The following is a 21,668-nucleotide window of genomic DNA, read 5'->3' as shown; positions in this document are numbered from 1 at the left end:
AAATGAATAATCAATTGTATGTAGTAGTATTTTGGATGCTGGCTTCCTGTGGGATGCCGGTATCCTCTTTATATCAGGATAAGACACTATCTGTGATCTCTGCTGAAAAATCAGAGTGGATAGGTGGAAGAGCAGGGGTACGAGGAGTGGTATATACTGTTAAACTGAAAAATAAAAATAATAGTGTCATCACCGTAAAAAAATTTAGAGTGGAAGGAAATACCATTCCGTTTGTTCAAAATATCATAGGCAACACAATAGTAATAAGAGGAAATCTTCCTTACAAAAATGATGAAAATACAAAGACAGCAGATCAAATGACGGCTGGAGCACCTCTGGAAAACTCTGTTCCGCAAAAATTAAATCCAAAAGACAATTGGGTAGAATATACTGCCCAGGGATCGAAGGTCTTGTATAAAATAAATATTTCAAAATTTACGGAAACTGAATCTTCCGGAGAATTCATCCCTTAAATATTTTCATTTGTACAAAAAACTGTTTTTTATTCTTCTATGTTTTACGGTCGTCATATTGTGTAATAATATGATTTATTCCGGCATGGTTTGTCTGAAAAAAGAGTTTTATAGAAAAACGCAATGCAATATTGCGAGAAATAAATTCAAGAATTCAGAAACCATATGCTTTTCAGAAGCAGATATTGCAGGTGTCCGGTGGAAAGAAAAGAATGAGTTTATTCTTAACGGATATTCTTATGATATCATCCAAACACGGATTATTAATGGTGAAAAAAAGATTTTCTGTTACAGAGATAAAAAAGATATCATCATCAATTCTCTTGTTGACTTTTCAGAAAAGCTGGCTGTACGAAATATCGATATACACAAGCATTTTGATTTCCCTTTGCATTGTAAAATTGGATATAAAATTTCTCTTTTTTTAGCAGTTATTTCTCGTAAAGAATATTCTGTTTCTGACAATTTAGATTTCAGAACATACCCGGGCTACCATTTTCCATCAGCAATTATATCCTATATATCCATTAATCCTCCGCCTCCTGAAATGTATGATACATCAAAACAGGTATGAATATTATAGTAATGGTAACACAAATTTTGAACAATGAATAAATATATATGCATGGCAGCTTTGTTAGGTTGTACTATTGCGCATGCACAGCAGAATCAGGAAGGATCAATAGATGAAATTAATATCCTTGGCAGAAAAAAAATTAAACAGGAACGTGCAGAATTTAAGAGACACGGCCAATCTGTAGAAACCCTTTCTGAAGAAGACCTTAACAGAAATAATCCTGCAGCAATCGATCAGACCTTATCTACAATGCCAGGGCTTCAGGTAGATAAACGGACGAATTTTGGAGGTCAGAGACTGGTATTGAGAGGGTACGGGAATGATCAGAAATTTAATAACTGGGGAGTAAAAGCTTACTGGAATAATATGCCTTTAACCAACGCTGAAGGGGTTACGGTTCTGGATGATGTCGACTTTGCATATGTAACTAATGTTGAGGTGATCAAAGGGCCTGCCGCAACAATGTATGGCGGAGGTGTAGGTGGAGCAGTTCGTTTTTATACCCGTCCGGATTTTACAAAAGGAGCATCTGTTTCAGAAAATGCGATGTTCGGCGCGTTTAAAACCTTTCAGTCAAGAACACAGCTGAATGTTGCGGACGATAATTATTCAGTAAGTGCTGCATATGGGCATCTTGAAACAGATGGATACAGACCTAATGGAGGAGGACTGAAAAATTTTTTCAATGTAAATGGTACGGTGAAAGTAAGCAAAAAAGATCAGTTAAGTTTCTTTGCAAGTCAGGCTTACTCTTACGAACACACTTCAGGACAAATTTCATACGATGATTACTATGCAGGAATCGATAATGGAAATGCGGCTTATATCAGAAAAAATGCAGGAACAAAAATAAAATCAACAAGAATAGGATTGGGTAATACTGTAAGTCTTACTTCTAATTTAAGAAACTATACAACCCTGTTTTATTACAATGCCAATACGGAAAGTGTTTCAGCAGGAGCATATGGAATTACAAGTTCCCCGAATGTAGGGCTGCGTTCAACTTTTACATTAAAGAACGAGTTTAAAGATTTTGAAAACCGTTTAGATTTCGGAGCAGAGATACAGAATTCTGTTTCCACTACTTCGAGTTACAGGTTTACAGGTTCAGAAACAGAACCTTTGCAGACAACAGGCATGAATGGTGCCTCATATTTTAAATATAATAATGACCAGTCCACCTATTTTGTGATCGATTATCTTACCTATAAGCCGTGGGGACTTACATTTCTGGCAGGAATAAGTGGTAACAGAACCAATTATGACAGGAAGGATCTGTATGCCTTACCAGATTTAGTTCCCGGACACAAAGATCAGTCATTTAATAAAAAGTATGACCTGGCCTGTACTCCTCACTTTGCATTACAGAAAGAATGGAAACATCAGATCCTTAATCTAAGCTATAGCGAAGGATATAATTCCCCTACTGCAGCTTCTTCATTTATTACAGCTACAAATGCCACGAATGATGATTTAAAACCTGAACGTGCCAAAATGTTTGATTTCAGTGTACACGGACTTTTACTGAATACAAAATTGGATTACCGGATTTCAGCATTCAAAATAGACTATTCCGATAAACTTACACAGCTGCTTTTGCCAGGTAATACAAGTGGACAAACGTACTGGGCTAATACCGGAAGTCAGAAAAATACAGGACTTGAGTTTAGCGTAGGATATCAGTACAGAGCAGAGAACTCATTTATTGAGAGAATTGTTCCTTTTTTCAACCTTTCTTATTATGATGCGAAGTACAAAGACTTTACAACAATTGTAGGAGGGAAAAAGAATACTTATGATCACAAAACAGTAGTAGGAGTTCCACGGAACAAATATACCGTAGGATTGGACATCTTTACCAAGCCGGGATTTTATCTTGTGAATACCTATAATTATCTTGGAAATGTATATTCAGACTTTAACAATACAAATCTGGTAAAAGGTTTCGGATTGCTTAATTCAAAATTAGGATTTAAAAAGTCTTTCAATAAACTGGATCTGGACCTGTATGTGATGGGTAATAATCTTACAAGCCAGACGAATTATACATTTTTATTCTTAGGAAATAATATCAATGATTCAGACAAAGGAAGTAATTACACGGTTCCTACAGATCTTAATCCAGGACCTGGAAAAGCGTATTTCTTTTACGGATTCAATGCAAAATACAGATTTTAGATTTGTAAATATCTTTTTTAAAGTAAAATAAAAATGCCACAGTTCATTACTGTGGTTTTTTTATATCAAATCATAGGAATCAATGAAATTTATATTTGAATTTTATAATTGTTAATTTTCTTTAATAAAATAAAAATATGTAGTAAGCGTATATCATTTTTATATCTTTGTTTAAGAAAAAGTAGAAAATATAAGATATGATTGATAATTCGTTTGCTGTAAGTAAGTTTGGCTTTTTGGGTGCTGATTTTTTATCAGAGCTCGAAAAGCATGCTGTGGCTGTTGATATAAAATCAAAAACTGAAATCATAAGAGAAGGGCAGAAAAATAAATTTGTTCCTTTCCTGATAAAAGGCTCTATCAAGGTATTTACCCTGAATGATGGAAGAGAATTGATCTACTATTATATCAAACCGAAAGATAGCTGTCTCATGACCTTTTCATCTATTCTGACAGATTATATCAGCAGGGTGTATGCTATTGCGGAAGAAGATTCGGAAGCGATTCTTATTCCGGTTTCTATCATGCATGAATGGCTTATCAGGTTTCCGGAAATCAACAAGCTGTTTTACCATGAATATGACCGTAGATTCTCCGAAGTAATGAATATGGTGAACGATGCAGTATTTCATAGGTTGGATAAGAGAGTTCTGAACTATATCAAACAACAGATTTCATCCTCAGGAAAGAATCCTATTAAGATCACCCATCGTGAAATTGCCAATAGTTTAGGAACTTCAAGAGAAGTGGTAAGCAGAGTTTTGAAAAAAATTGAAAGCGAGGGAGAAATCATGCAGACTAAAGAAGGAATAAAAGTTCCTGTAAATGAAAATGTTAGAACTGTCTAATTTCAATTGTTTGAAAAGTTTATTTCTATCATTGATAAAAACAATTTGGCTGGTGACTTTTATCACCTGTTTTTGAATTGAGAACTCAATAAGTTTGTTATATCATAATTTAATTCAAATTGTATATGACGAAAACTCTCTTATTTTTGTCAGTATTTTCTTCAGGTCTTGTCTTTGCACAGGAAGATCTGCTGAAAGATATTGACACGGTGAAAACCAACACAGAAACTTCACAACCCGCTTTTAAAGCCCTTCAGATTGTAACAGGACAATCTACAAAACTCGCTGCAAAAAAAGAATGGTACATCATTGTTGCCCATAGATTTGGAGATATAAGCGCAGGATTTAAAGACTTTTTCGGTCTGGACCACGCTTCCACCAAGTTAGGCGTTATCTACGGTATTTCAGATGCTGTATCTGTAAGCCTTTCCAGGGAAACGAATATGAAAACCTTTGAAGGAGCAGTGAAATACAGACTGGTAAAACAAAGTGAAAATTTCCCGGTGGATATTGTGGGATACAATGTAATGGGAGCCAATACTGAACTGGATAAAGATACCTATCCACACCTTACATTCAGTGACAGGCTTTCTTATCTTACACAGGCCTTGATTTCAAGAAGGTTCAGTGATAAGCTTTCAGTACAGCTTACCCCTTCCTTTGTTCATAAAAACCTTTACGAACCTACCATTGAAAATAAAAACCAGTTTCTGGCAGGATTGGGAGGACGCTACAAGATCTCAAAAAGAGTTTCTCTGAATGCAGAATACTTTGTGAATTTTGATGATCACAGTTTTTATAAAAACCCTTTATCATTGGGCGTAGATATAGAAACAGGAGGACACGTGTTCCAGCTTTTACTAACGAACTCCCAGATAAATTCAGATATCGGATATCTTACCAATGCTACAGGAGCATGGGGAAAGGGACATATTTTCTTTGGGTTTAATCTTTATAGAGTTTTTTAATATGAAAAAGCTAACATCCTTATTGATAGTGTCGTCAGCAATCATACTGACGGCTTGTGACAGCAGAACGTATGAAGAGATTTCTGATAACACACCCATCACTGCACCCGTAAAATATACCACAGAGGTAAAACCAATTGTGGACAACAGCTGCATAGGCTGTCATTCCGCAGGAAGTTTTAAACCGCTGGTTACCTATGATCAGGTAAAAAATAATATAGATGGAATTCTGGACCGCATCCAAAGACCTAATGGTGACCCCGGGAAAATGCCCCAGGGAGGATCTTTGTCTGCAGCTCAGGTCAATATTTTCATCAAATGGAAAGCTGACGGATTAAATGAAAATTAAAAAAATTGATATGAAAAAACTAGCATTATTAAGCGTACTACTCCTTTCTGCAGGTTACGCTTCAGCACAGAAATATAGCTCTAAAACAGGAAAAGTGACTTTTGAAGCTTCAGTTCCTCTGTTTGATGATATTTTCGCTCAGGATGACAATAATGTTGTCATTCTCAATGCAGATAACGGTGAAATGGCATCAGTCTCAAATGTTAAAAACTTTCATTTTAAAACCAAACTGATGGAAGAGCATTTCAATGAAAGCTACGCTGAATCTGCAAAATATCCGAAAACCACTTTCAAAGGGAAAATTGTCAATTTTGATAAATCAAAGCTTACTGCAAGTCCTCAGAAATATACGGTTCAGGGAACACTGAACTTTCATGGAGTAGACAAAGCCGTTACCTCTGCTGCTACTTTATATGCCAAAGATGGTAAAATCTACATGCAGGGAGGTTTTGTAGCAAGACCTGTGGATTACAAAGTGACTATTCCCAAAATGGTTACCAAGAAAGTGGCTGAAAATGTCAATATTGAATACAACTATGTAATGGTAAAACAATGAGACATTTCATCTTAATATTAGGACTGTTCCTGGGCTCAGTATTATCTGCTCAGGAAAAAGCAAAATCAATATTTGATATTGCCAGAAGCGGCACAGTTCCCGAAGTACAGGAACTGATGAAACAAAATCCGGATGTGATTAATCAGATCAACGAAAACGGATTTTCACCCCTTATTTTAGCCTGTTACAGAGGGAATACAGCTGTTGCTGATTTTCTGATCGACAATGTAAAAGATGTTAACTACAAAAGTCGTGAGGGGACAGCACTGGCAGGTCTTGCGATAAAATACAATAAAGATCTGGTAGAACATCTGCTAAAGAAAAAAGCAGACCCCGATATTGCAGATTCTACAGGCTATACACCCTTATTCTGGGCTGTAAAAGCTGGAAATAAGGACCTGGTAGAACAGCTGCTTAAATACAAAGCAGATAAAACGAAGAAAGATTCAATGGGAATGACCCCTTTTGAATATGCATTACAAACCAACAACAAGGAAATTATTAATCTTTTAAAAAATTGATATGAAAAAAACTTTACTAGCACTTAGTTTAGCTCTTGCTAATTTGGCATGGGCACAGTTTTCGTCAGGAACGGTGAACTTACCGGCAACTTCCATGACGGTGAAATTAGATACGACTCCTTCAGGAGTAACGATTACGGTAACCGGTGACAGCAACTCTATGATGGGAATAGGTTTTGGTACGGTAGGAATGGCTCCGGGATCAGATGGTTTTATTTATAATTCATCAGCTAACAGAGATTATACCTTTATAGGAATGACAACGCCTAATGCAGATGCAGCTCAGGACTGGACAGAAACATCCAATACCGTATCCGGATCCACAAGAACTGTAGTGGCAACAAGGTCACTTACAGGTGGAGCAGGAGATTTTGCCATTGCCAATGCTGCGGGAACCATCAATATTTTCTATTCCCGTAAAAGCGGAGGAACTTCTTTAGGATATCATGATGCAGGAAGAGGATATGCAACATTAACGATGACGGCAGCTACTTTATCTACCAATGAAATTGCAGCCAATAGCAAGAAGGTAAATCTATACCCTAATCCGGCCAAATCAACAGTTAACTTCAAAAACGCTGATAAAATAAAATCCGTTGATATCTTCGAAGCATCAGGAAGAAAAGTACTGTCAGTAAAACCGGAAGGAGAAAGCATCAATGTTGAAAACCTGAGATCGGGAAGTTATTATCTTGAAATCCAGCTTAAAGATGGAAGTACATCTTATGAAAAACTAATTAAAGAATAATTTTTCAGAAAAACACACCTAAATATTTTTTAAAACAGATACCTCTGATCTTTCAGGGGTATCATTTTTTCTTAAAGTCCCAATTTCAGGGAGTTTGCTTTAAAATTCATATATTTGTGTAGATCCTGATTCTTAACAAAAGGAGTTTTCCTTACCTTACAATTTTTACAACCCATGGAATTTAAAACTTTAGCTGATATCACAATAGATGAGCTTTTATCCGTGTTCAATCATTCATTTTCTGATTATGTTGTTCCTTTTCACTTAACGAAAGAGGTGCTTGTTTCAAAAGTTGCTGCAGAAAAATTAGATCTGAGTTTGTCTGCCGGAGCGTTTGAAGAGGGAAAACTGGTAGGATTTATTCTTCAGTCTGAAAAAATTGAAAATGGAGAAAAGATAATCTACAACGGAGGAACAGGAATCATCCCGGAAAGCAGAGGTAGAGGATTGGTGAGAAAAATGTATGATTTTATTATTCCTGTTTTAAAAGAAAGAAATGCCAATACATTACTGCTTGAAGTGATTGAAGGAAACCAGCCTGCCATCAGGGCATATGAAAACTTAGGCTTTAGTATTGTCCGAAGGCTGCTTTGTTTTAACGGCAGCATTAAGCAGGGAAAAGAAAATGCTGAGGTTGCTATTAAGGATTTAAAAGACTTTCAATGGGAAAAATTACGTTCTTTCTGGGATATCGAACCTTCCTGGCAGGGATCTGTTTTTGTATTGGAACCTATGCCTGAGAATTATGTAACCTTTGGTGCTTATATTGAAGAGAAGCTTGTGGGGTATATTGTCTATGGTCCTACATCGAAAAAAATATACCAGTTTGCTGTAGATAAAAGTTACAGAAATCAGGGAATAGGAACGATGCTTTTCAATGCCATTTCAAAAAAAAATGGAGGGCAAACTATAGCATTGAACAATGTAGATGATTCTTCAGAAAACACGAGCAAATTTCTTAGTGAAAGAGCAGGACTGAACAATTGGCTGTCACAGTTTGAAATGAAGAGACCTGTTTAATGAGTTTTAATTTTGATCCAAAAAAAATAATCGCTTTTAATATACTTTTAATCTCCTAAACTTTTCAGGGAGAAGTATAGGATGTAACTTTGCTGAAAATTTTAAATAATGAAGCGAGGAATCCATTTTTTACTGCTGCTAATTTCCTTCACAGCTTTTGCTCAACAGGTAAATATTGATACAGCCCAGGTTGTTATACCCGGAAGGCAAAACAGTACGGAAGCGCAATCAAAACCTTATGTGATTATGATATCTACAGACGGTTTCCGTTATGACTATGCTCAGAAATACAATGCTGGAAATCTTTTGAAACTGGCAGGCGGCGGCGTAAAAGCGGAAGCAATGATTCCAAGTTATCCCAGTATTACTTTCCCCAACCACTGGAGTCTTATCACCGGACTTTATCCTTCCCATCATGGTTTGATCGATAATTTTTTCTACGATTACAAGAGAAAAGAAGGCTATGCAATGAGCAACAGGAAAAATGCTGAGGATGGAAGCTGGTATGGAGGAACTCCGCTTTGGGGACTTGCAGAAAAGCAAGGAATGGTATCAGCTTCTTTAATGTGGGTAGGGTCTGCCAGTGATGCCGGAGGAATGAGACCTACTTATTATTATCCTTATCACGAAAAATTTACCCCTTCAGAAAAAGTAGAAAAAGTAGTCAACTGGCTGAAATTACCGGAAGATAAAAGACCTCACTTTATTTCATTATACTTCCCGGAAGTAGACGGAAGTGGACATCATTATGGACCGGATACCAAAGAAACGGAAAATGCTGTTCATCTGATAGATCAGGCGATTGGTAGCCTTGTTCAGAAAGTAAATGAATTAGGATTAAAAAATGTCAATTTTATTTTTGTTTCCGATCACGGCATGATTAAAGTAGACGGAGGTACACCATTAGAAATCCCAGCTGTGCTTTTTGATAAAAACAGATTTGATTTTTACAATTCTCAAACCCTGTTAAGAGTTTATGTTAAAAATCCGGATGAGGTAAAAGCAGTTTATAAAGAATTGAAAGCCAATAAAACTGACGATTACGAAGTATATCTTGATAAAAAGCTTCCTAAATACCTTCACTTTGCCACAAGAGATGACCAGTACAACAGAATAGGGCAGATTCTTCTGATCCCGAAAGCTCCGAAAATATTCCTTGAAAAAGGAAAGAAAACATCAGTTGGAAAACATGGCTACAGCCCCAAAGTTGTGCCGGAAATGAAAGCTACTTTCTTTGCCTGGGGACCGGAATTTAAAAATAATCTGACAATCAGAGAATTTGCCAACATCAATGTTTATCCTTTAGTTGCTGAGGTTTTAGGATTAAAAATTGATCAGCCTATCGATGGAAAGCTGAAAGTTTTAAAGAAAACCCTGAAAGAGAACAAATAATCTTAAAGTTAAAATATAATTTAAAAAGCGAGTTTCGGCGCACCTTTGGTGCGCCGAAACTCGCTTTTTAACTGACTTAGCATTTTAATTCCAGTCTTGAACTTTTGTTTCTTCTGTTTCAAGACAAAAGAAATTAGAATCTGGAAGAAAATTCCTTTGCAAAATCTTCTAGCTTAACCTTTCCTGTAACAGGAGAACCATGATCAAGAAAATCCTTCTGTACAACACCAGTTCTTATTCCTCTACCCATTTCAACATATAGACGAGCCATATCTTCAGGAAGTCCGGCCTGAAGCATGCCGTTTAAAGAATCTTCATCAGAGAATTCTACCCATGGAAGTTCCGGCTTGTTAACAGAAGTTCCTAAGACTTTAGCAAAATCAGAAGCTGTTCTTACATCGCTTACAATGTATCTGATGGTGTTGGTATTTCCGTCTTTTACCAGCTCTTCGGCGGCTGCTTTGGCAATATCATTGGGATGTACTACAGGGATTTCAATGCTTGCAGGATAATTACCGCCAATGATTCCTGCATTTTGAATTAAAGGAATATCATTGAAAAAATTATTGTAAAAATATCCGGCTCTTAAAAAAGTAAAAGAAGTGTTCTCTACTTCATTATATATTTTTTCAATATGATGAAGACCTGCAATAGGGCCGTTTTCTACTGGAGATTCTGCTCCTACGCTGCTTAGCATTACTGCTCTTTTTACATTAGCATTTTTTAAAGCTTCAGCATAACTTTTACCTGCATTAGTTGTGTTTTCCACAATCTTATCCGGGCTGATAGCCGGAGGAGTCATGACAAAAACAGCATCTGCGCCTTCAAATGTTTGAGTCAAAAAGTTAGCATCTGTGATAGAACCTATAGCTGGAGTTGCTCCAAGAGATTCAATGTCCTGTTTTCTTGCATCGCTGCTGCTGACTACAGTAATAGTATGTCCTTCGGCAATTAATTGTTGTGCTAATGGTTTAGCCACATTTCCTAGTGATCCTGTGATTACGATTTTCATATGTAAATATTTTTTTATTTCTGAGAACAAAGTTATATTTGTACTTACTTTTATACAAGTACTTACCCTAAAGTATGTGATTATGACAGCGATCAAAGAAAGTTCAACTATCCAGGAAAACAGAAAGACAGTGCAGGATTGCCCTGTGATGTACGTTATGGAAAGAATCGGAGGATTCTGGAAACCTATCATTCTCTTTAATCTTTCTACCGGAGAAAAAAGATACAGCGAATTGAAAAAAGCAATTCCTGCCGTAACGGAAAAAATGCTCATTCAGCATCTGAAGCAACTGGAAACAGACGGATTGATTATCAGGACAGCAAAACCCGTAGTACAACCTCATGTGACGTATAAGTTGAGTGAAGCAGGCAATGAACTTGCTCCGGTTATTGATGCCATGGCAGCCTGGGCTTTTCAGGATATGGAAAGAAATGATAATAAGTATGCTGAAGGAAACCAATATATTGTGAATCAGGATCAGAATGCTTTCAGCCAAAACCTGAAAAAATAAAAACAGGCGCTTCAATCTGAAGCGCCTGTTTCTGTTACTATTTTATAGAAGAATTACAAAGACTGCATATCAATAACAAAACGGTATTTTACATCGCTTTTAAGCATTCTTTCATAGGCGTGGTTGATATCCTGCATTTTAATCAGCTCAATATCAGAGACAATATTGTGTTTTCCACAGAAGTCTAACAGCTCCTGGGTTTCTGCAATACCTCCGATCAAAGATCCGGCAACAGAACGACGCTGGAAGATCATAGGTCTTGTACTTACTTCCGTTTCCTGAAATTCACCTACGAATCCTACAAGAACCAGGGTTCCATTCAGAGACAGCGTTTGCATATAAGGATTGATGTCGTGCTCATAAGGTACCGTATCAATGATAAGATCAAATTTACCTTTTACAGCATCCATTTGAGAATCATCCGTAGAAATTACTACATGATCTGCTCCAAGTTGTTTAGCATCATCTGTTTTTCCCGGAGTTCTTGAAAATAAGGTAACTTCAGCTCCCAGTCCTTTTGCTAGCTTAATAGCCATGTGACCTAATCCACCCAATCCAACAACAGCTACTTTAGAACCCGGACCAGCATTCCAGTGTCTTAACGGAGACCATGTGGTAATCCCAGCGCATAGAAGGGGTGCTACTGCTGCCAGATCCAGATTTTCAGGAACACTTAAAACAAAATGTTCATCAACCACTACTTTTTGGGAATATCCTCCAAAAGTATGGCCGCCAAGATGTTTATCTTTTCCATTGTAAGTTCCTGTAAATCCATTCTGGCAATATTGTTCCAGGTCATGTTGGCAGCTATCGCAATGTCCGCACGAATCTACCATGCATCCTACTGCCGCAAGATCTCCAACTTTAAATTTAGAAACTTCACTTCCTACTTTGGTAATTTTTCCCACAATTTCATGACCCGGAACTACAGGATACAAAGATCCGCCCCAGTCGTTTCTTGCTGTATGAAGGTCAGAGTGACATACTCCGCAGTATAGGATTTCAATCTCTACATCTTTTGCGGTTACCTCTCTTCTTTCAATATTCAGTTCTTTCAGATCTGCTGTGGTGGACTCTGCACCATAAGCTTTTACTGTGATTGTACTCATTTTTATATTTAATTTATTTTAGGGTTATACATTATGATAGTCAATATCAACACGTGCTGTTTTGCTGAGGAATAATCCGGAGACGCCTTCCCCTTTCTGAAAAAATGTTGGTATTAAAAGTTTCCATAACGGTACAAAAGTCGAAACTTTGCGGTAAATCATACTTATACAGATTACCGAATTACTTACCAATTTTACAGACGCTAGTTCAGTTACAAATGAAAGTGGTAATTTTGAATAGTAATAAAAATGTATTTCATGGAAAATCAGGAGGTTGAAATCTATAATACGGTCTCGGAATATAATAAAATGGCAAATCACGAAACCCTGCATCCGCTGGTAAGTGTCATTGATTTTTCCAAATCCGATCCTATTTGCCAGTATAAAAGAAAATTTGGGTTTTACACTGTTTTCCTGAAGGATGTGATGTGTGGTGATATGCAATATGGGAAACACAGTTACGATTATCAGGAAGGAACTTTAGTTTTTATTGCTCCCGGACAGACTTATGGAATTTATAATAGAGACCGGTTTGTTCAGCCTGCAGGTTTTGCTTTAATTTTTCATCCGGATTTAATAAAAGGAACCAACCTGGCGAAGAATATGAAGGACTATTCATTTTTCTCCTATGACGTACATGAAGCGCTCCATCTCTCGGAAAAAGAAAGGGAAGTGGTCCTGGATTGCTTTAAAAATATTAAACTGGAACTGGAACAGGCTATTGATAAACACAGCAAATCTTTAATTGTAAATAATATCGAACTGTTTTTGAATTACTGTATGCGTTTCTATGACCGCCAGTTTATTACAAGAGATCACATTAACCAAGGTGTTATCGGGAAATTTGAAAATCTGGTAGATGACTATTTAAAATCTGAAAATCCAAAGAATATAGGATTTCCGATGGTCAATTACTTTGCAGAGAAACTGAACCTGTCTGCCAATTACTTCGGAGACTTAATTAAAAAAGAACTGGGAATTTCTGCTCAGGAATTTATCCACAATAAGCTTATCGATATTGCTAAAGAACAGATTCTGGATCAGGGAAAAACAATAAGCGAAATCTCTTATGATTTAGGCTTTAAATATCCACAGCATTTTACAAGGCTGTTCAAAACCAAAGTAGGAATTTCTCCGAGTGAATATAAAATCCTGAACTAAATTTTCAACACTAATGGCACTAATTTTTTTCACTGATAACACTATGATGATTTGTGAATATTTGTGTTCGTATTTGTGAAATTTGTGTTTAGATTTTTTTTCAACACGAATAATACTAATTTTTTTCACTGATAACACAATAATGATTTGTGAATATTTGTGTTCGTATTTGTGAAATTTGTGTTTAGATTTTTTTTCAACACGAATAACACTAATTTTTTTCACGAATAACACTATGATGATTTGTGAATATTTGTGTTGCTATTTGTGAAATTTGTGTTTAGATTTTTCAACACGAATAACACTAATTTTTTTCACTAATAACACAATAATGATTTGTGAATATTTGTGTTCGTATTTGTGAAATTTGTGTTTAGATTTTTCAACACGAATAACACTAGTTTTTTTCACGAATAACACAATAATGATTTGTGAATATTTGTGTTCTTATTTGTGTTTAAATAATTAAATTTAGAGGGAAAAGTTTCACCATTTACACATGACACCCAATCAGCAGGAAACCACAATTTTCGAAACCCGGTTCGGAAGAATTGTAGGATTAAAAGAAAATGGAATTATCAGAGCCAGAAGCATCCGCTATGCCCGTTCTGAAAGATTTAAAAAACCTGTTGCTGCAGAAGCTTCCTTATCCTCAATGATTGTTTCTCCGGAAAAAATTCCGGTGTGTCCGCAGGCTTTAAGTCCCCTTGTAGAAAGAATGATCGGGGCAACTCCTGTAGAAAGTTTTGAACCGGATGAATCTACCCAATACCTTTCCATAACCCGTCCGGAAAGGATATCTGAAAATGAAAAACTCCCGGTTGTAGTCTGGATTCATGGTGGCTCTCATGAAATAGGCTGTGGAGATCTTGCCACTGCTGATCCTGCGCAATGGGTAAAAGAACAGCATATTATTGTTGTTACCGTTTCCTATCGTCTGGGATTGTTCGGTTTTTTAGGTGGAGATGAAAAAAGACCTGCCAATCTTGGGTTACTGGATATCATTGAAGCGTTAAAGTGGATAAAAAACAATATTGCAGATCTTGGAGGCAATGAAAATAATATTACCCTTCTCGGGCAGTCATCGGGAGGTGATGCCATTGCCCATTTGATGATATCGAAGGGGGTGGAAGGTTTGTTTCAGCGTCTGATTATCCAGAGTGCACCTTTGGGACTGCGTCATAAAAGACAGAAAATGTCAGCTGAATTTCTGAAAAAAACAGAAGTATTAAAAGATGAAACTGATGTTTTAAAAATGATGGCGGACTACAAAACACTTGTACCTTCTGTCATAAAATACGTACTGAAAGCAGCGATGCCTTTTGGTATACAATATGGGTTCTTTCCTTTGGGTAAAGAAGAAGATGCGACGGAAATGTGGAAAAAAAACGCTCAGAAATTTGATGTTCTGATTGGTTTAAATAATGATGAAACGGCATTTTATCTTAAAACTTCGGAGGCTTTAAATAAATATTTCGGAAAAGGATTTGGCTTAAGACTCATGGATAAAACTGTTGAAAAAACGACAGCATTGATCTACGGAAATCCGGCAAGACAGTTTGCTCAGAATCTGGCTGCAGCAGGTGGAAATGTTTATCTCTTCAGAATTCATTCAAAATTGAAAGACAATCCTATTGGTGCCCCTCATTGTATTGATCTTCCTTTGATCTTTGGGAATGAATCTGCCTGGAAATCTTCCGAACTGCTGAAAAATATTCCCTGGGACCGTATTCAAGAGAATGGTAAAAAGCTGAGAGCGCTCTGGGCTGAATTTGCCCGCACAGGAAAAATATCAGAGACCTCTGAAAGACCAGAAATCCTGGAAATCAAAAAGATGTAACTGCATAGCAAGCTTAGAAAATTTCTAATTTTAACACATGTCTCAGGTGAAGACACAAACATTCCCCTCCTCTGGAGGGGTGTCGAAAATTCAAAGAATTTTTGACGGGGTGGTTTTACCCCTGCCTTTAATATTTATTCTCAGATTTTACTATGTATACTAAATCAGGTAGTTAGTGTTGAATTTTCATCCATAATTCTGTTTTTTAATGTATATTTAATAACTAAACCATAAAAAAATAATTATGAAAACAAACAAAGATTTTAAAGTAAAAAAACTTAAACGTGATGAACTGAAGACCCTAAAAGCGGGAGATCTAAATTGGGGTAAGGTATGCTGTACTTCCAACGAAGACGGACAATGCTGCGAATGGGCTACAGATATTTGGAATTGCCGATATATTTATTGCTAATTTTACAATGAAAGAAAGCTTTGTCAAGGTTTTAAACCTTGACAAGGCTCTTATTCAGGAATCCAGACACTTACATTTCCCGCCGGGACAGGGAAATTTCCCCAGCCATTTTCATCAATAATCACTTTGTCTTTAAACCTTTTCAAGATATCTTTAAATTTTTTTCCTGCATACAGTATTCCTACTTCCATAGGCTTGCTGTAAGAATCTTTATTGCTCAGAACTACAGCACATCCGGTATGATCATCATCTCCTGTACGCACCCATCCAAGACAGTTGGCATCCTCAAAATAATCATGCTGATCACCGTATGCATGATCTTTTCTTGCTTTTAACAGCTCTTCAATGCCATCTACTTTAGGCATAAATATTTCCTGGTCATTGCCTTCTCTGTCTTTATCCACATAATGAGCTCCATAGAGATCAGGATAAAATATACATGGGTAGCCATCTTTCCTCAATAAAATAAGTGCATAGGCAATAGGCTTGAACCATGGCTCTACAGGAGCTTCAAGATCTTGTAATGGCTGTGTGTCATGATTGGCTACCAAACTTACGGAATGCATAGGATCTGCCTGAGTAAGCGTTTCATCGAAAATTCGTCTGAGATCATAAGAGCCTCCCTCTCTGGAAGCTGTATGAAAATTATTCTGTAACGAACTGTCAAAAAGACTCATGCAGCCTTCTGTTACTTCAATATATTTTTGGAGAAGATGAAGATATCCGGGAGCCCAGTATTCTCCAACGGCGAAAATATCCTTTCCGGAATTAGAACGGAGCAGTGTGAGCCATTCTTTATAAAAATCAAAAGAAATATGTTTTAAAGCATCCAGTCTTACCCCATCAAAATCTGTCTGATCAAAATACCATTTTGCCCAGGTATTGAGCTCTTCCCGTACAAAAGGATTCCGGTGCTCAATGTCATTATACATCAGGTAATCATAATTTCCTTTTTCATCATCAATCATTTCTTCCCAGTCATTACCGTATTCTGACTGAATTTTAAAGATATGAGAATCCATTCCTTCTGCATAATCCACACCACTGAAGCAGGTGAAGTTCCATTCAAAATCAGAATACTTTTTTCCTCTTCCGGGAAAAGTAAATTTGGTATAAGACTCTATTTCAATAACATCGGAAATTACTTTTTCTCTGTTTTCCTCATCCACTTTTACCACTTTGAATTTTTCAAGCTCATCACCGCCGGCTTTATGTCCAAGAACAATATCTACAATAACTTGTATATTTTGTTTCTTTAAGGCTTTAATGGCTTTTGTATAATCGTTTTTAGTGCCGTATTTGGTAGGGATTGTTCCTTTTTGATCAAATTCTCCCAGATCATAGAGATCATAAGCGTCATATCCTATCGAGTAACCGCCGTTTGTCCCTTTGTAGGCTGGTGGAAGCCATACGGAAGTAATTCCAAGTTTTGCAAGATATTTTGCCTGTTTTTCGGCTTCTTTCCACAATGTTGAGTCTCCTTCAGAATACCAGTGGAAAAACTGGATCATAGTTGGGTTCATAGATTTGCTGATTTGATTGATACAAGGTAGCAAAAAAATATGACCTATTCATTTTCGAATTCCTCAAACGGGATTTTTAGTTGAACGGAAACCTGCTTTTTTTCTTCCGTATTCAGGTGGGAGAGAGACAATCCGAGAAGGCGGACAGCTTTATCAAAAGGACGAAGCTCCCAAAGTTTCTTTCCGGTATTATAATACTGTTCCGGTGATGAAAAGTAATCTTCCTTTGTTATACTTCTTGTAAAAAGTGAAAAATCTTTATATTTTATTTTTAACGTTAAAGTTCTTCCGAGAATATTATTTTTCTGTAATCTCTGATGAATTTCCTCTGCGAGACTTTCCAGTTTTTCATTAATCTGCTGTTCGTCAAGAAGATCTTCAAAAAAAGTTCTTTCCACAGCGACACTTTTCTGAATGCGATGAGGTTTTACTTCTGAAGTATGAATCCCGCGTACCACATTATAATAATGCTTTCCCGACTTTCCAAAAAGTTTTACCAGATCTTCCAGTGATCTCTTCTTTAAATCTTTTCCTTTATAAATTCCTAAGCTGAACATTTTATTAGCTGTAACTTTTCCAACGCCATAAAATTTTTCTACAGGTAGCTCTTCCAGAAAATGCTCCATTTTATCAGGATGAATGGTTTTCTGACCATTGGGTTTATTAATATCGGAAGCTACTTTAGCCAGAAATTTGTTGACGGAAATTCCTGCAGAAGCTGTCAATCCCGTCTGTTCAAAAATTTTCTGACGGATTTCTTTAGCGATCAGGTTGGCAGATTCCATTCCTTTTTTATTTTCGGTGACATCCAGATAAGCTTCATCCAAGGACAAAGGCTCTACCAGATCGGTATACTCATAAAAAATTTCCCGGATCTTTTTCGAAATTTCCTTATATCGGGCAAATCGGGGAGGAACAAAAATAAGCTGAGGACATTTTTCTTTGGCTGTTTTACTGGGCATTGCAGAACGGACACCATATTTTCTGGCTTCATAGCTTGCAGCTGCCACTACGCCACGGTGCTGTCCTCCTACGGCTATAGGTTTGCCTTTCAATGTAGGGTTATCATGCTGCTCCACAGAAGCATAAAATGCGTCCATGTCCACATGAATAATTTTACGAAGGGGCAAAGAAAAATCCATATACAAAGATATGGATTCCTTTATTCACGGTAAATTTTTTGTAGAAGGGAAGTCTGAAGCCAATAAGGAAATTTATGTCTTAATTATTGAAAACTAATTAAAAAAGTCACAGATTATTCTTAGGACATAAACAACTTCCATCTCCCATCTTCCTGCTTCCAACCCCTTACGGTTTCAGCCTCATTGTGAGAAGGTGAGGCTCAAAGCCTGCTTTTTCATAAGCTTTTATGGCAGATTCATTCTGAGCATATACATCTAGTCTTACCTCACTGATTCCCCTTGCTTTTGACCAGGAAATCAGTTCATCGGTAATTACCTTATTAATTCCTTTTCCTCTGTGTTCTGGTTTTACGTACATAAAACCCAGATAGGCATATTCTTTAAACTGATAATAATCTTTCTCTGCTTTTTTGATCAGTGCATATCCTGATGCAATGATTTCATTATTCTCTTCGGCAACAATTACGGTTGCTTCCGGAGATTGTATCAGACGTTTTAAATCATAATAATGAATCTCTCCTTCAATAAGTGTAGTGTTGAAAGGTCTTTCGGCAGTTACAACTCCCTGTTCGAATTCTAAAAGGATTTCTAAATCCTGTTCTGTGGCTTCTCTTGTGATCATGGTGTTATCTATCTAAAATTTTAAAACTCATTGAATGTTGATGTTCCAATGAGTTTTTTATGTTTCGGATTAAAATAAATGAAGTTATTTTAAAAGTTTATCTATGGTTTGCTGAAGTTCAGGATCTTCAGGTGATATGGCATAATATTTTGCAATAGAAGATTTCTGATCAATCACCATATATCTCGGGATCCAGTTAAGGTCTACATAATTATTGAAATCATTTTTCCATCCTGTGGAAAACCAATAATTTTCTTTGTCTTTCATCTCAAATCTTTCCAGACTTTTTTGAAACCCTTCTTTTGAACGGTCCAATGATAGAAATACAAAATCAATATTCTTATTATTTTCCTCTAATTCCTTCGCTTTTGGTAGCGCATTTAAGCAATCTCTACACCATCCTGCCCAAAAATCAATCACTAAAACTTTTCCTTTATGCTGATCAAGAATCTGCTGGATGGTAACGGCTTTTCCTTCTTCATCTTCCAGTTTCTGTTGCAAAGCCTCTTTTGAAAATCCCGTTTTAAGAACGGCAGGAACTTTTTGTGAATAACTTATCCCAAAAATACCCATCATCAATATTAATATCAACTTTTTCATCTCATACAATTTCATGGATACAAATCTAAACAATGAATTGCAATCTGGGATTGATTTCTGTGGAATTAGGAAAAATTTATAATATTGATGAATTCTATGGAGGAGAGTGAAAATGTGGAAACCACCCCGTCAAAAATTCTTTGAATTTTTGCCACCCCTCCGTGGGAGGGGAATGTTGCGTCTTCTGTTGTAATATCAGGAGTATTTCTACTGATAGTTTTTAATCAGACCTTTCACAACGGCAATTACATTGGGCATTGCTTTATTGGCTGCATTTAAGACTTCTTCGTGAGAAACGGCAAAAGCTACATCCGGTCCGCCAAGGTCTGTAATTACGGAAATACAGAAAACATCCATTCCCATATGTCTTGCAACAATTACCTCAGGAACGGTACTCATTCCTACCATATCCCCGCCGATGGCTTTTATCATGCCATATTCAGCCGGGGTTTCAAAAGTAGGCCCCTGGAGGGCAACATAAACTCCCTGATGAATTTTTATCTGGTGATCTGCAGCAGCCTTTTCCGCTGTAGCAATCATTTTTTTGTTGTAAGGCTCGCTCATATCCACAAAACGCGGTCCGAGCTCATCGATATTTTTTCCCCGAAGCGGATGCTCAGGCATCATATTGATGTGATCTTTCAGAATAACGATATCTGCAACACTGTAAGCAGGATTTACGCCGCCACATGCATTGGAAAGAATAAGGTTTTGAATACCTAGCAAGTGAAAAACTCTCACCGGAAAAGTTACAGTTTCCATCGAATGTCCTTCGTAGTAATGGAAACGTCCGCTCATCATCAGTACTTTTTTTCCTTCCAGAATTCCGTAAATCAGTTTTCCGGTATGTCCGGCCACTGTCGTTTGTGGAAAATGAGGAATGTCTTTGTACTCTAAAATATGGATCGGTTCTACTTCATGCTGTAATTTTCCCAGTCCGGATCCTAAAACAACTGCAAAATCAGGCGTTTCCTGAATACTATTTCTAATAAAATCTGCAGTCTCTTTAATTTTTTCTAACATAATCTAAGATGATTTGATTGAATTCTTCTTTCTTATCAATCAATACATTGATAGGCCAGTAGTAAACAATTTCTCTAAGATAGTCAAAAGTTTTCAGACGTACGTAGTCTTTCTCTGTGGTTAATATCAGTTTATATTCTCCTAATTTTTTATACTCGGCAAGGATTTTTTTAATATCATCATCCGTGAAATTATGATGATCCCTGAACTTTAAATGTTTCACCCTTTTTGAAAATTTTGCAAGATGTTCCAGAAGTGGCTTAGGATTCGCAATTCCGGTAATCAGTAAAATATCATAATAATTCAGGTTATTATCCGGAAGCATTTTATCTTTTCCGTATACATTTTCGTCATAACCGATGGATGAAAAGAAAACTTTCTGTCCATAAGAAGGTCTTATTCTTGAGATATAATACCTTTTTGTCTCCTCGGTCAGTTCATCAGGACATTTGCTGACCATGATGATATTGGCTCTTTTGTAACCTGCTCTGGATTCTCTCAGATCTCCGGCAGGAAGAAGGTAATCCTTGAAAAAAGGATCATTAAAATCGGTCATCAGAATATTGAATCCCGCTTTGATAGCTCTGTGCTGCATCGCATCGTCCAGTACAAGGACTTCGAGATCCATATCATCAATCACCTTTTTGGCTCCGGGAACACGTTCTTCGGAAACGGCAATAACAAAACGGTTTTTAAAGCGCTCAAAAAGCTGCATCGCTTCGTCACCCACCATTTTGTAGTTGCTTTCGTAATTGGTTACTTCATAGCCTTTCGTCAATCTTCCGTAGCCACGTGAAAGCACTCCGGTTCTGTAATGTTTGGACAGGAACTGAGCAAGATACATCACCATGGGTGACTTTCCGCTTCCGCCCACAGAAAGATTCCCGACATTGATTATCGGTGTTTTGAATTTTGTCGACTTAAAAATTCCCAGATCATACATTGTGTTCCGGATACCCGTTACCAAATGATAACCAAGGGAAAAAGGATAAAGGTACCATCTTTTCATACGATTGCAAAAATAGGGATTTTCATAAGCATTTGGTATATTATTCTTGAAGACTTTTCAACAAATATTTCGTT

23 protein-coding genes are annotated in these 21,668 nt (G+C 36.8%); 15 read left to right on the top strand and 8 right to left on the bottom strand.

Features of this window, described 5'->3' with window-relative positions; translation table 11 throughout:
• Positions 1-2 precede the first annotated feature (2 nt).
• The 11 genes from FB551_RS14540 to FB551_RS14490 all read left to right on the top strand — a co-directional run bounded on the left by FB551_RS14540 (position 3) and on the right by FB551_RS14490 (position 9,630).
• Positions 3-473 carry a hypothetical protein gene (locus FB551_RS14540; RefSeq protein WP_142017993.1) on the top strand — a complete coding sequence of 157 codons (471 nt, stop codon included), beginning with the start codon at positions 3-5 and terminating at the stop codon, positions 471-473.
• 70 nt (positions 474-543) lie between these two features.
• Positions 544-1,047 (top strand): hypothetical protein, encoded by a 504-nt coding sequence (locus tag FB551_RS14535; RefSeq protein ID WP_142017992.1) that lies wholly within the window; start codon positions 544-546, stop codon positions 1,045-1,047.
• A 33-nt stretch (positions 1,048-1,080) separates the two neighbouring features.
• Complete coding sequence (locus FB551_RS14530; protein ID WP_142017991.1) at positions 1,081-3,228, top strand: TonB-dependent receptor; 2,148 nt, start codon at positions 1,081-1,083, stop codon at positions 3,226-3,228.
• Positions 3,229-3,425: 197 nt separating this feature from the next.
• Positions 3,426-4,076: a Crp/Fnr family transcriptional regulator gene (locus tag FB551_RS14525; RefSeq protein ID WP_047435376.1), complete on the top strand. Its 651-nt coding sequence runs from the start codon at positions 3,426-3,428 to the stop codon at positions 4,074-4,076.
• Positions 4,077-4,201: 125 nt separating this feature from the next.
• A complete protein-coding gene (locus FB551_RS14520) occupies positions 4,202-5,044 on the top strand; it encodes a DUF5777 family beta-barrel protein (RefSeq protein WP_047435373.1) in 843 nt (280 codons plus the stop codon).
• A gap of 1 nt (position 5,045) precedes the next feature.
• On the top strand, positions 5,046-5,393 hold the full coding sequence (locus tag FB551_RS14515; RefSeq protein WP_226798699.1) for a hypothetical protein: 348 nt from the start codon (positions 5,046-5,048) through the stop codon (positions 5,391-5,393).
• 10 nt (positions 5,394-5,403) lie between these two features.
• The gene (locus FB551_RS14510; RefSeq protein WP_047435913.1) at positions 5,404-5,949 is read left to right on the top strand and encodes a YceI family protein; all 546 of its coding nucleotides are present in this window, start codon (positions 5,404-5,406) and stop codon (positions 5,947-5,949) included.
• On the top strand, positions 5,946-6,470 hold the full coding sequence (locus FB551_RS14505; protein ID WP_142017989.1) for an ankyrin repeat domain-containing protein: 525 nt from the start codon (positions 5,946-5,948) through the stop codon (positions 6,468-6,470). The genes FB551_RS14510 and FB551_RS14505 overlap by 4 nt, the downstream gene beginning before the upstream one ends.
• A gap of 1 nt (position 6,471) precedes the next feature.
• A complete protein-coding gene (locus FB551_RS14500; RefSeq protein ID WP_142017988.1) occupies positions 6,472-7,218 on the top strand; it encodes a DOMON domain-containing protein in 747 nt (248 codons plus the stop codon).
• Between the two features lie 174 nt (positions 7,219-7,392).
• A complete protein-coding gene (locus FB551_RS14495; protein ID WP_142017987.1) occupies positions 7,393-8,238 on the top strand; it encodes a GNAT family N-acetyltransferase in 846 nt (281 codons plus the stop codon).
• A 108-nt stretch (positions 8,239-8,346) separates the two neighbouring features.
• Positions 8,347-9,630 carry an alkaline phosphatase family protein gene (locus FB551_RS14490; RefSeq protein WP_142017986.1) on the top strand — a complete coding sequence of 428 codons (1,284 nt, stop codon included), beginning with the start codon at positions 8,347-8,349 and terminating at the stop codon, positions 9,628-9,630.
• Positions 9,631-9,763: 133 nt separating this feature from the next.
• On the opposite strand, the gene FB551_RS14485 is transcribed toward FB551_RS14490, so the two are convergent.
• Complete coding sequence (locus FB551_RS14485) at positions 9,764-10,642, bottom strand: NAD(P)H-binding protein (protein ID WP_142017985.1); 879 nt, start codon at positions 10,640-10,642, stop codon at positions 9,764-9,766.
• An 82-nt stretch (positions 10,643-10,724) separates the two neighbouring features.
• On the opposite strand from FB551_RS14485, the gene FB551_RS14480 reads away from it, so the two are divergent.
• Complete coding sequence (locus tag FB551_RS14480) at positions 10,725-11,153, top strand: winged helix-turn-helix transcriptional regulator (RefSeq protein WP_142017984.1); 429 nt, start codon at positions 10,725-10,727, stop codon at positions 11,151-11,153.
• 53 nt (positions 11,154-11,206) lie between these two features.
• Here FB551_RS14480 and FB551_RS14475 read toward each other — a convergent pair whose 3' ends face one another.
• On the bottom strand, positions 11,207-12,262 hold the full coding sequence (locus FB551_RS14475; RefSeq protein WP_142017983.1) for an NAD(P)-dependent alcohol dehydrogenase: 1,056 nt from the start codon (positions 12,260-12,262) through the stop codon (positions 11,207-11,209).
• Positions 12,263-12,520: 258 nt separating this feature from the next.
• Here FB551_RS14475 and FB551_RS14470 point away from each other — a divergent pair, with 258 nt between their 5' ends.
• The 3 genes from FB551_RS14470 (at position 12,521) to FB551_RS23315 (ending at position 15,675) form a co-directional block, all read left to right on the top strand.
• On the top strand, positions 12,521-13,423 hold the full coding sequence (locus FB551_RS14470) for a helix-turn-helix domain-containing protein (protein ID WP_142017982.1): 903 nt from the start codon (positions 12,521-12,523) through the stop codon (positions 13,421-13,423).
• Between the two features lie 499 nt (positions 13,424-13,922).
• Entirely contained in the window at positions 13,923-15,263 is a 1,341-nt protein-coding gene (locus FB551_RS14465) for a carboxylesterase family protein (protein ID WP_142017981.1), read from the top strand.
• A gap of 244 nt (positions 15,264-15,507) precedes the next feature.
• The gene (locus FB551_RS23315) at positions 15,508-15,675 is read left to right on the top strand and encodes a hypothetical protein (protein ID WP_167497858.1); all 168 of its coding nucleotides are present in this window, start codon (positions 15,508-15,510) and stop codon (positions 15,673-15,675) included.
• Between the two features lie 50 nt (positions 15,676-15,725).
• On the opposite strand, the gene FB551_RS14460 is transcribed toward FB551_RS23315, so the two are convergent.
• The 6 genes from FB551_RS14460 to lpxK form a co-directional block, all read right to left on the bottom strand.
• Entirely contained in the window at positions 15,726-17,198 is a 1,473-nt protein-coding gene (locus FB551_RS14460) for an alpha-amylase (RefSeq protein ID WP_142017980.1), read from the bottom strand.
• Between the two features lie 44 nt (positions 17,199-17,242).
• Complete coding sequence (gene dinB / locus FB551_RS14455) at positions 17,243-18,340, bottom strand: DNA polymerase IV (protein ID WP_047435347.1); 1,098 nt, start codon at positions 18,338-18,340, stop codon at positions 17,243-17,245.
• Positions 18,341-18,506: 166 nt separating this feature from the next.
• A complete protein-coding gene (locus tag FB551_RS14450) occupies positions 18,507-18,962 on the bottom strand; it encodes a GNAT family N-acetyltransferase (protein WP_142017979.1) in 456 nt (151 codons plus the stop codon).
• Positions 18,963-19,046: 84 nt separating this feature from the next.
• Positions 19,047-19,562, bottom strand: coding sequence for a TlpA family protein disulfide reductase (locus FB551_RS14445; protein ID WP_047435910.1), 516 nt, complete (start codon positions 19,560-19,562; stop codon positions 19,047-19,049).
• A gap of 207 nt (positions 19,563-19,769) precedes the next feature.
• On the bottom strand, positions 19,770-20,585 hold the full coding sequence (locus tag FB551_RS14440) for a purine-nucleoside phosphorylase (RefSeq protein ID WP_142017978.1): 816 nt from the start codon (positions 20,583-20,585) through the stop codon (positions 19,770-19,772).
• Complete coding sequence (gene lpxK / locus FB551_RS14435; RefSeq protein WP_047435338.1) at positions 20,569-21,594, bottom strand: tetraacyldisaccharide 4'-kinase; 1,026 nt, start codon at positions 21,592-21,594, stop codon at positions 20,569-20,571. The genes FB551_RS14440 and lpxK overlap by 17 nt, the downstream gene beginning before the upstream one ends.
• Positions 21,595-21,668: the final 74 nt, after the last annotated feature.

The sequence above is a fragment of the Chryseobacterium aquifrigidense genome, from assembly GCF_006716485.1.
Lineage (GTDB): Bacteria > Bacteroidota > Bacteroidia > Flavobacteriales > Weeksellaceae > Chryseobacterium > Chryseobacterium vietnamense.
The sequence above is the reverse complement of the archived record's forward strand: the minus strand, read 5'-3'. Positions and strand labels throughout refer to the sequence as shown.

Bases quoted from the DNA above. Each gene is read 5' to 3' on its own strand.
- FB551_RS14540 (WP_142017993.1), top strand. From the start codon at position 3: ATGAATAATCAATTGTATGTAGTAGTATTTTGGATGCTGGCTTCCTGT.
- FB551_RS14535 (WP_142017992.1), top strand. From the start codon at position 544: ATGATTTATTCCGGCATGGTTTGTCTGAAAAAAGAGTTTTATAGAAAA.
- FB551_RS14530 (WP_142017991.1), top strand. From the start codon at position 1,081: ATGAATAAATATATATGCATGGCAGCTTTGTTAGGTTGTACTATTGCG.
- FB551_RS14525 (WP_047435376.1), top strand. From the start codon at position 3,426: ATGATTGATAATTCGTTTGCTGTAAGTAAGTTTGGCTTTTTGGGTGCT.
- FB551_RS14520 (WP_047435373.1), top strand. From the start codon at position 4,202: ATGACGAAAACTCTCTTATTTTTGTCAGTATTTTCTTCAGGTCTTGTC.
- FB551_RS14515 (WP_226798699.1), top strand. From the start codon at position 5,046: ATGAAAAAGCTAACATCCTTATTGATAGTGTCGTCAGCAATCATACTG.
- FB551_RS14510 (WP_047435913.1), top strand. From the start codon at position 5,404: ATGAAAAAACTAGCATTATTAAGCGTACTACTCCTTTCTGCAGGTTAC.
- FB551_RS14505 (WP_142017989.1), top strand. From the start codon at position 5,946: ATGAGACATTTCATCTTAATATTAGGACTGTTCCTGGGCTCAGTATTA.
- FB551_RS14500 (WP_142017988.1), top strand. From the start codon at position 6,472: ATGAAAAAAACTTTACTAGCACTTAGTTTAGCTCTTGCTAATTTGGCA.
- FB551_RS14495 (WP_142017987.1), top strand. From the start codon at position 7,393: ATGGAATTTAAAACTTTAGCTGATATCACAATAGATGAGCTTTTATCC.
- FB551_RS14490 (WP_142017986.1), top strand. From the start codon at position 8,347: ATGAAGCGAGGAATCCATTTTTTACTGCTGCTAATTTCCTTCACAGCT.
- FB551_RS14485 (WP_142017985.1), bottom strand. From the start codon at position 10,642: ATGAAAATCGTAATCACAGGATCACTAGGAAATGTGGCTAAACCATTA.
- FB551_RS14480 (WP_142017984.1), top strand. From the start codon at position 10,725: ATGACAGCGATCAAAGAAAGTTCAACTATCCAGGAAAACAGAAAGACA.
- FB551_RS14475 (WP_142017983.1), bottom strand. From the start codon at position 12,262: ATGAGTACAATCACAGTAAAAGCTTATGGTGCAGAGTCCACCACAGCA.
- FB551_RS14470 (WP_142017982.1), top strand. From the start codon at position 12,521: ATGGAAAATCAGGAGGTTGAAATCTATAATACGGTCTCGGAATATAAT.
- FB551_RS14465 (WP_142017981.1), top strand. From the start codon at position 13,923: ATGACACCCAATCAGCAGGAAACCACAATTTTCGAAACCCGGTTCGGA.
- FB551_RS23315 (WP_167497858.1), top strand. From the start codon at position 15,508: ATGAAAACAAACAAAGATTTTAAAGTAAAAAAACTTAAACGTGATGAA.
- FB551_RS14460 (WP_142017980.1), bottom strand. From the start codon at position 17,198: ATGAACCCAACTATGATCCAGTTTTTCCACTGGTATTCTGAAGGAGAC.
- dinB (WP_047435347.1), bottom strand. From the start codon at position 18,340: ATGGATTTTTCTTTGCCCCTTCGTAAAATTATTCATGTGGACATGGAC.
- FB551_RS14450 (WP_142017979.1), bottom strand. From the start codon at position 18,962: ATGATCACAAGAGAAGCCACAGAACAGGATTTAGAAATCCTTTTAGAA.
- FB551_RS14445 (WP_047435910.1), bottom strand. From the start codon at position 19,562: ATGAAAAAGTTGATATTAATATTGATGATGGGTATTTTTGGGATAAGT.
- FB551_RS14440 (WP_142017978.1), bottom strand. From the start codon at position 20,585: ATGTTAGAAAAAATTAAAGAGACTGCAGATTTTATTAGAAATAGTATT.
- lpxK (WP_047435338.1), bottom strand. From the start codon at position 21,594: ATGAAAAGATGGTACCTTTATCCTTTTTCCCTTGGTTATCATTTGGTA.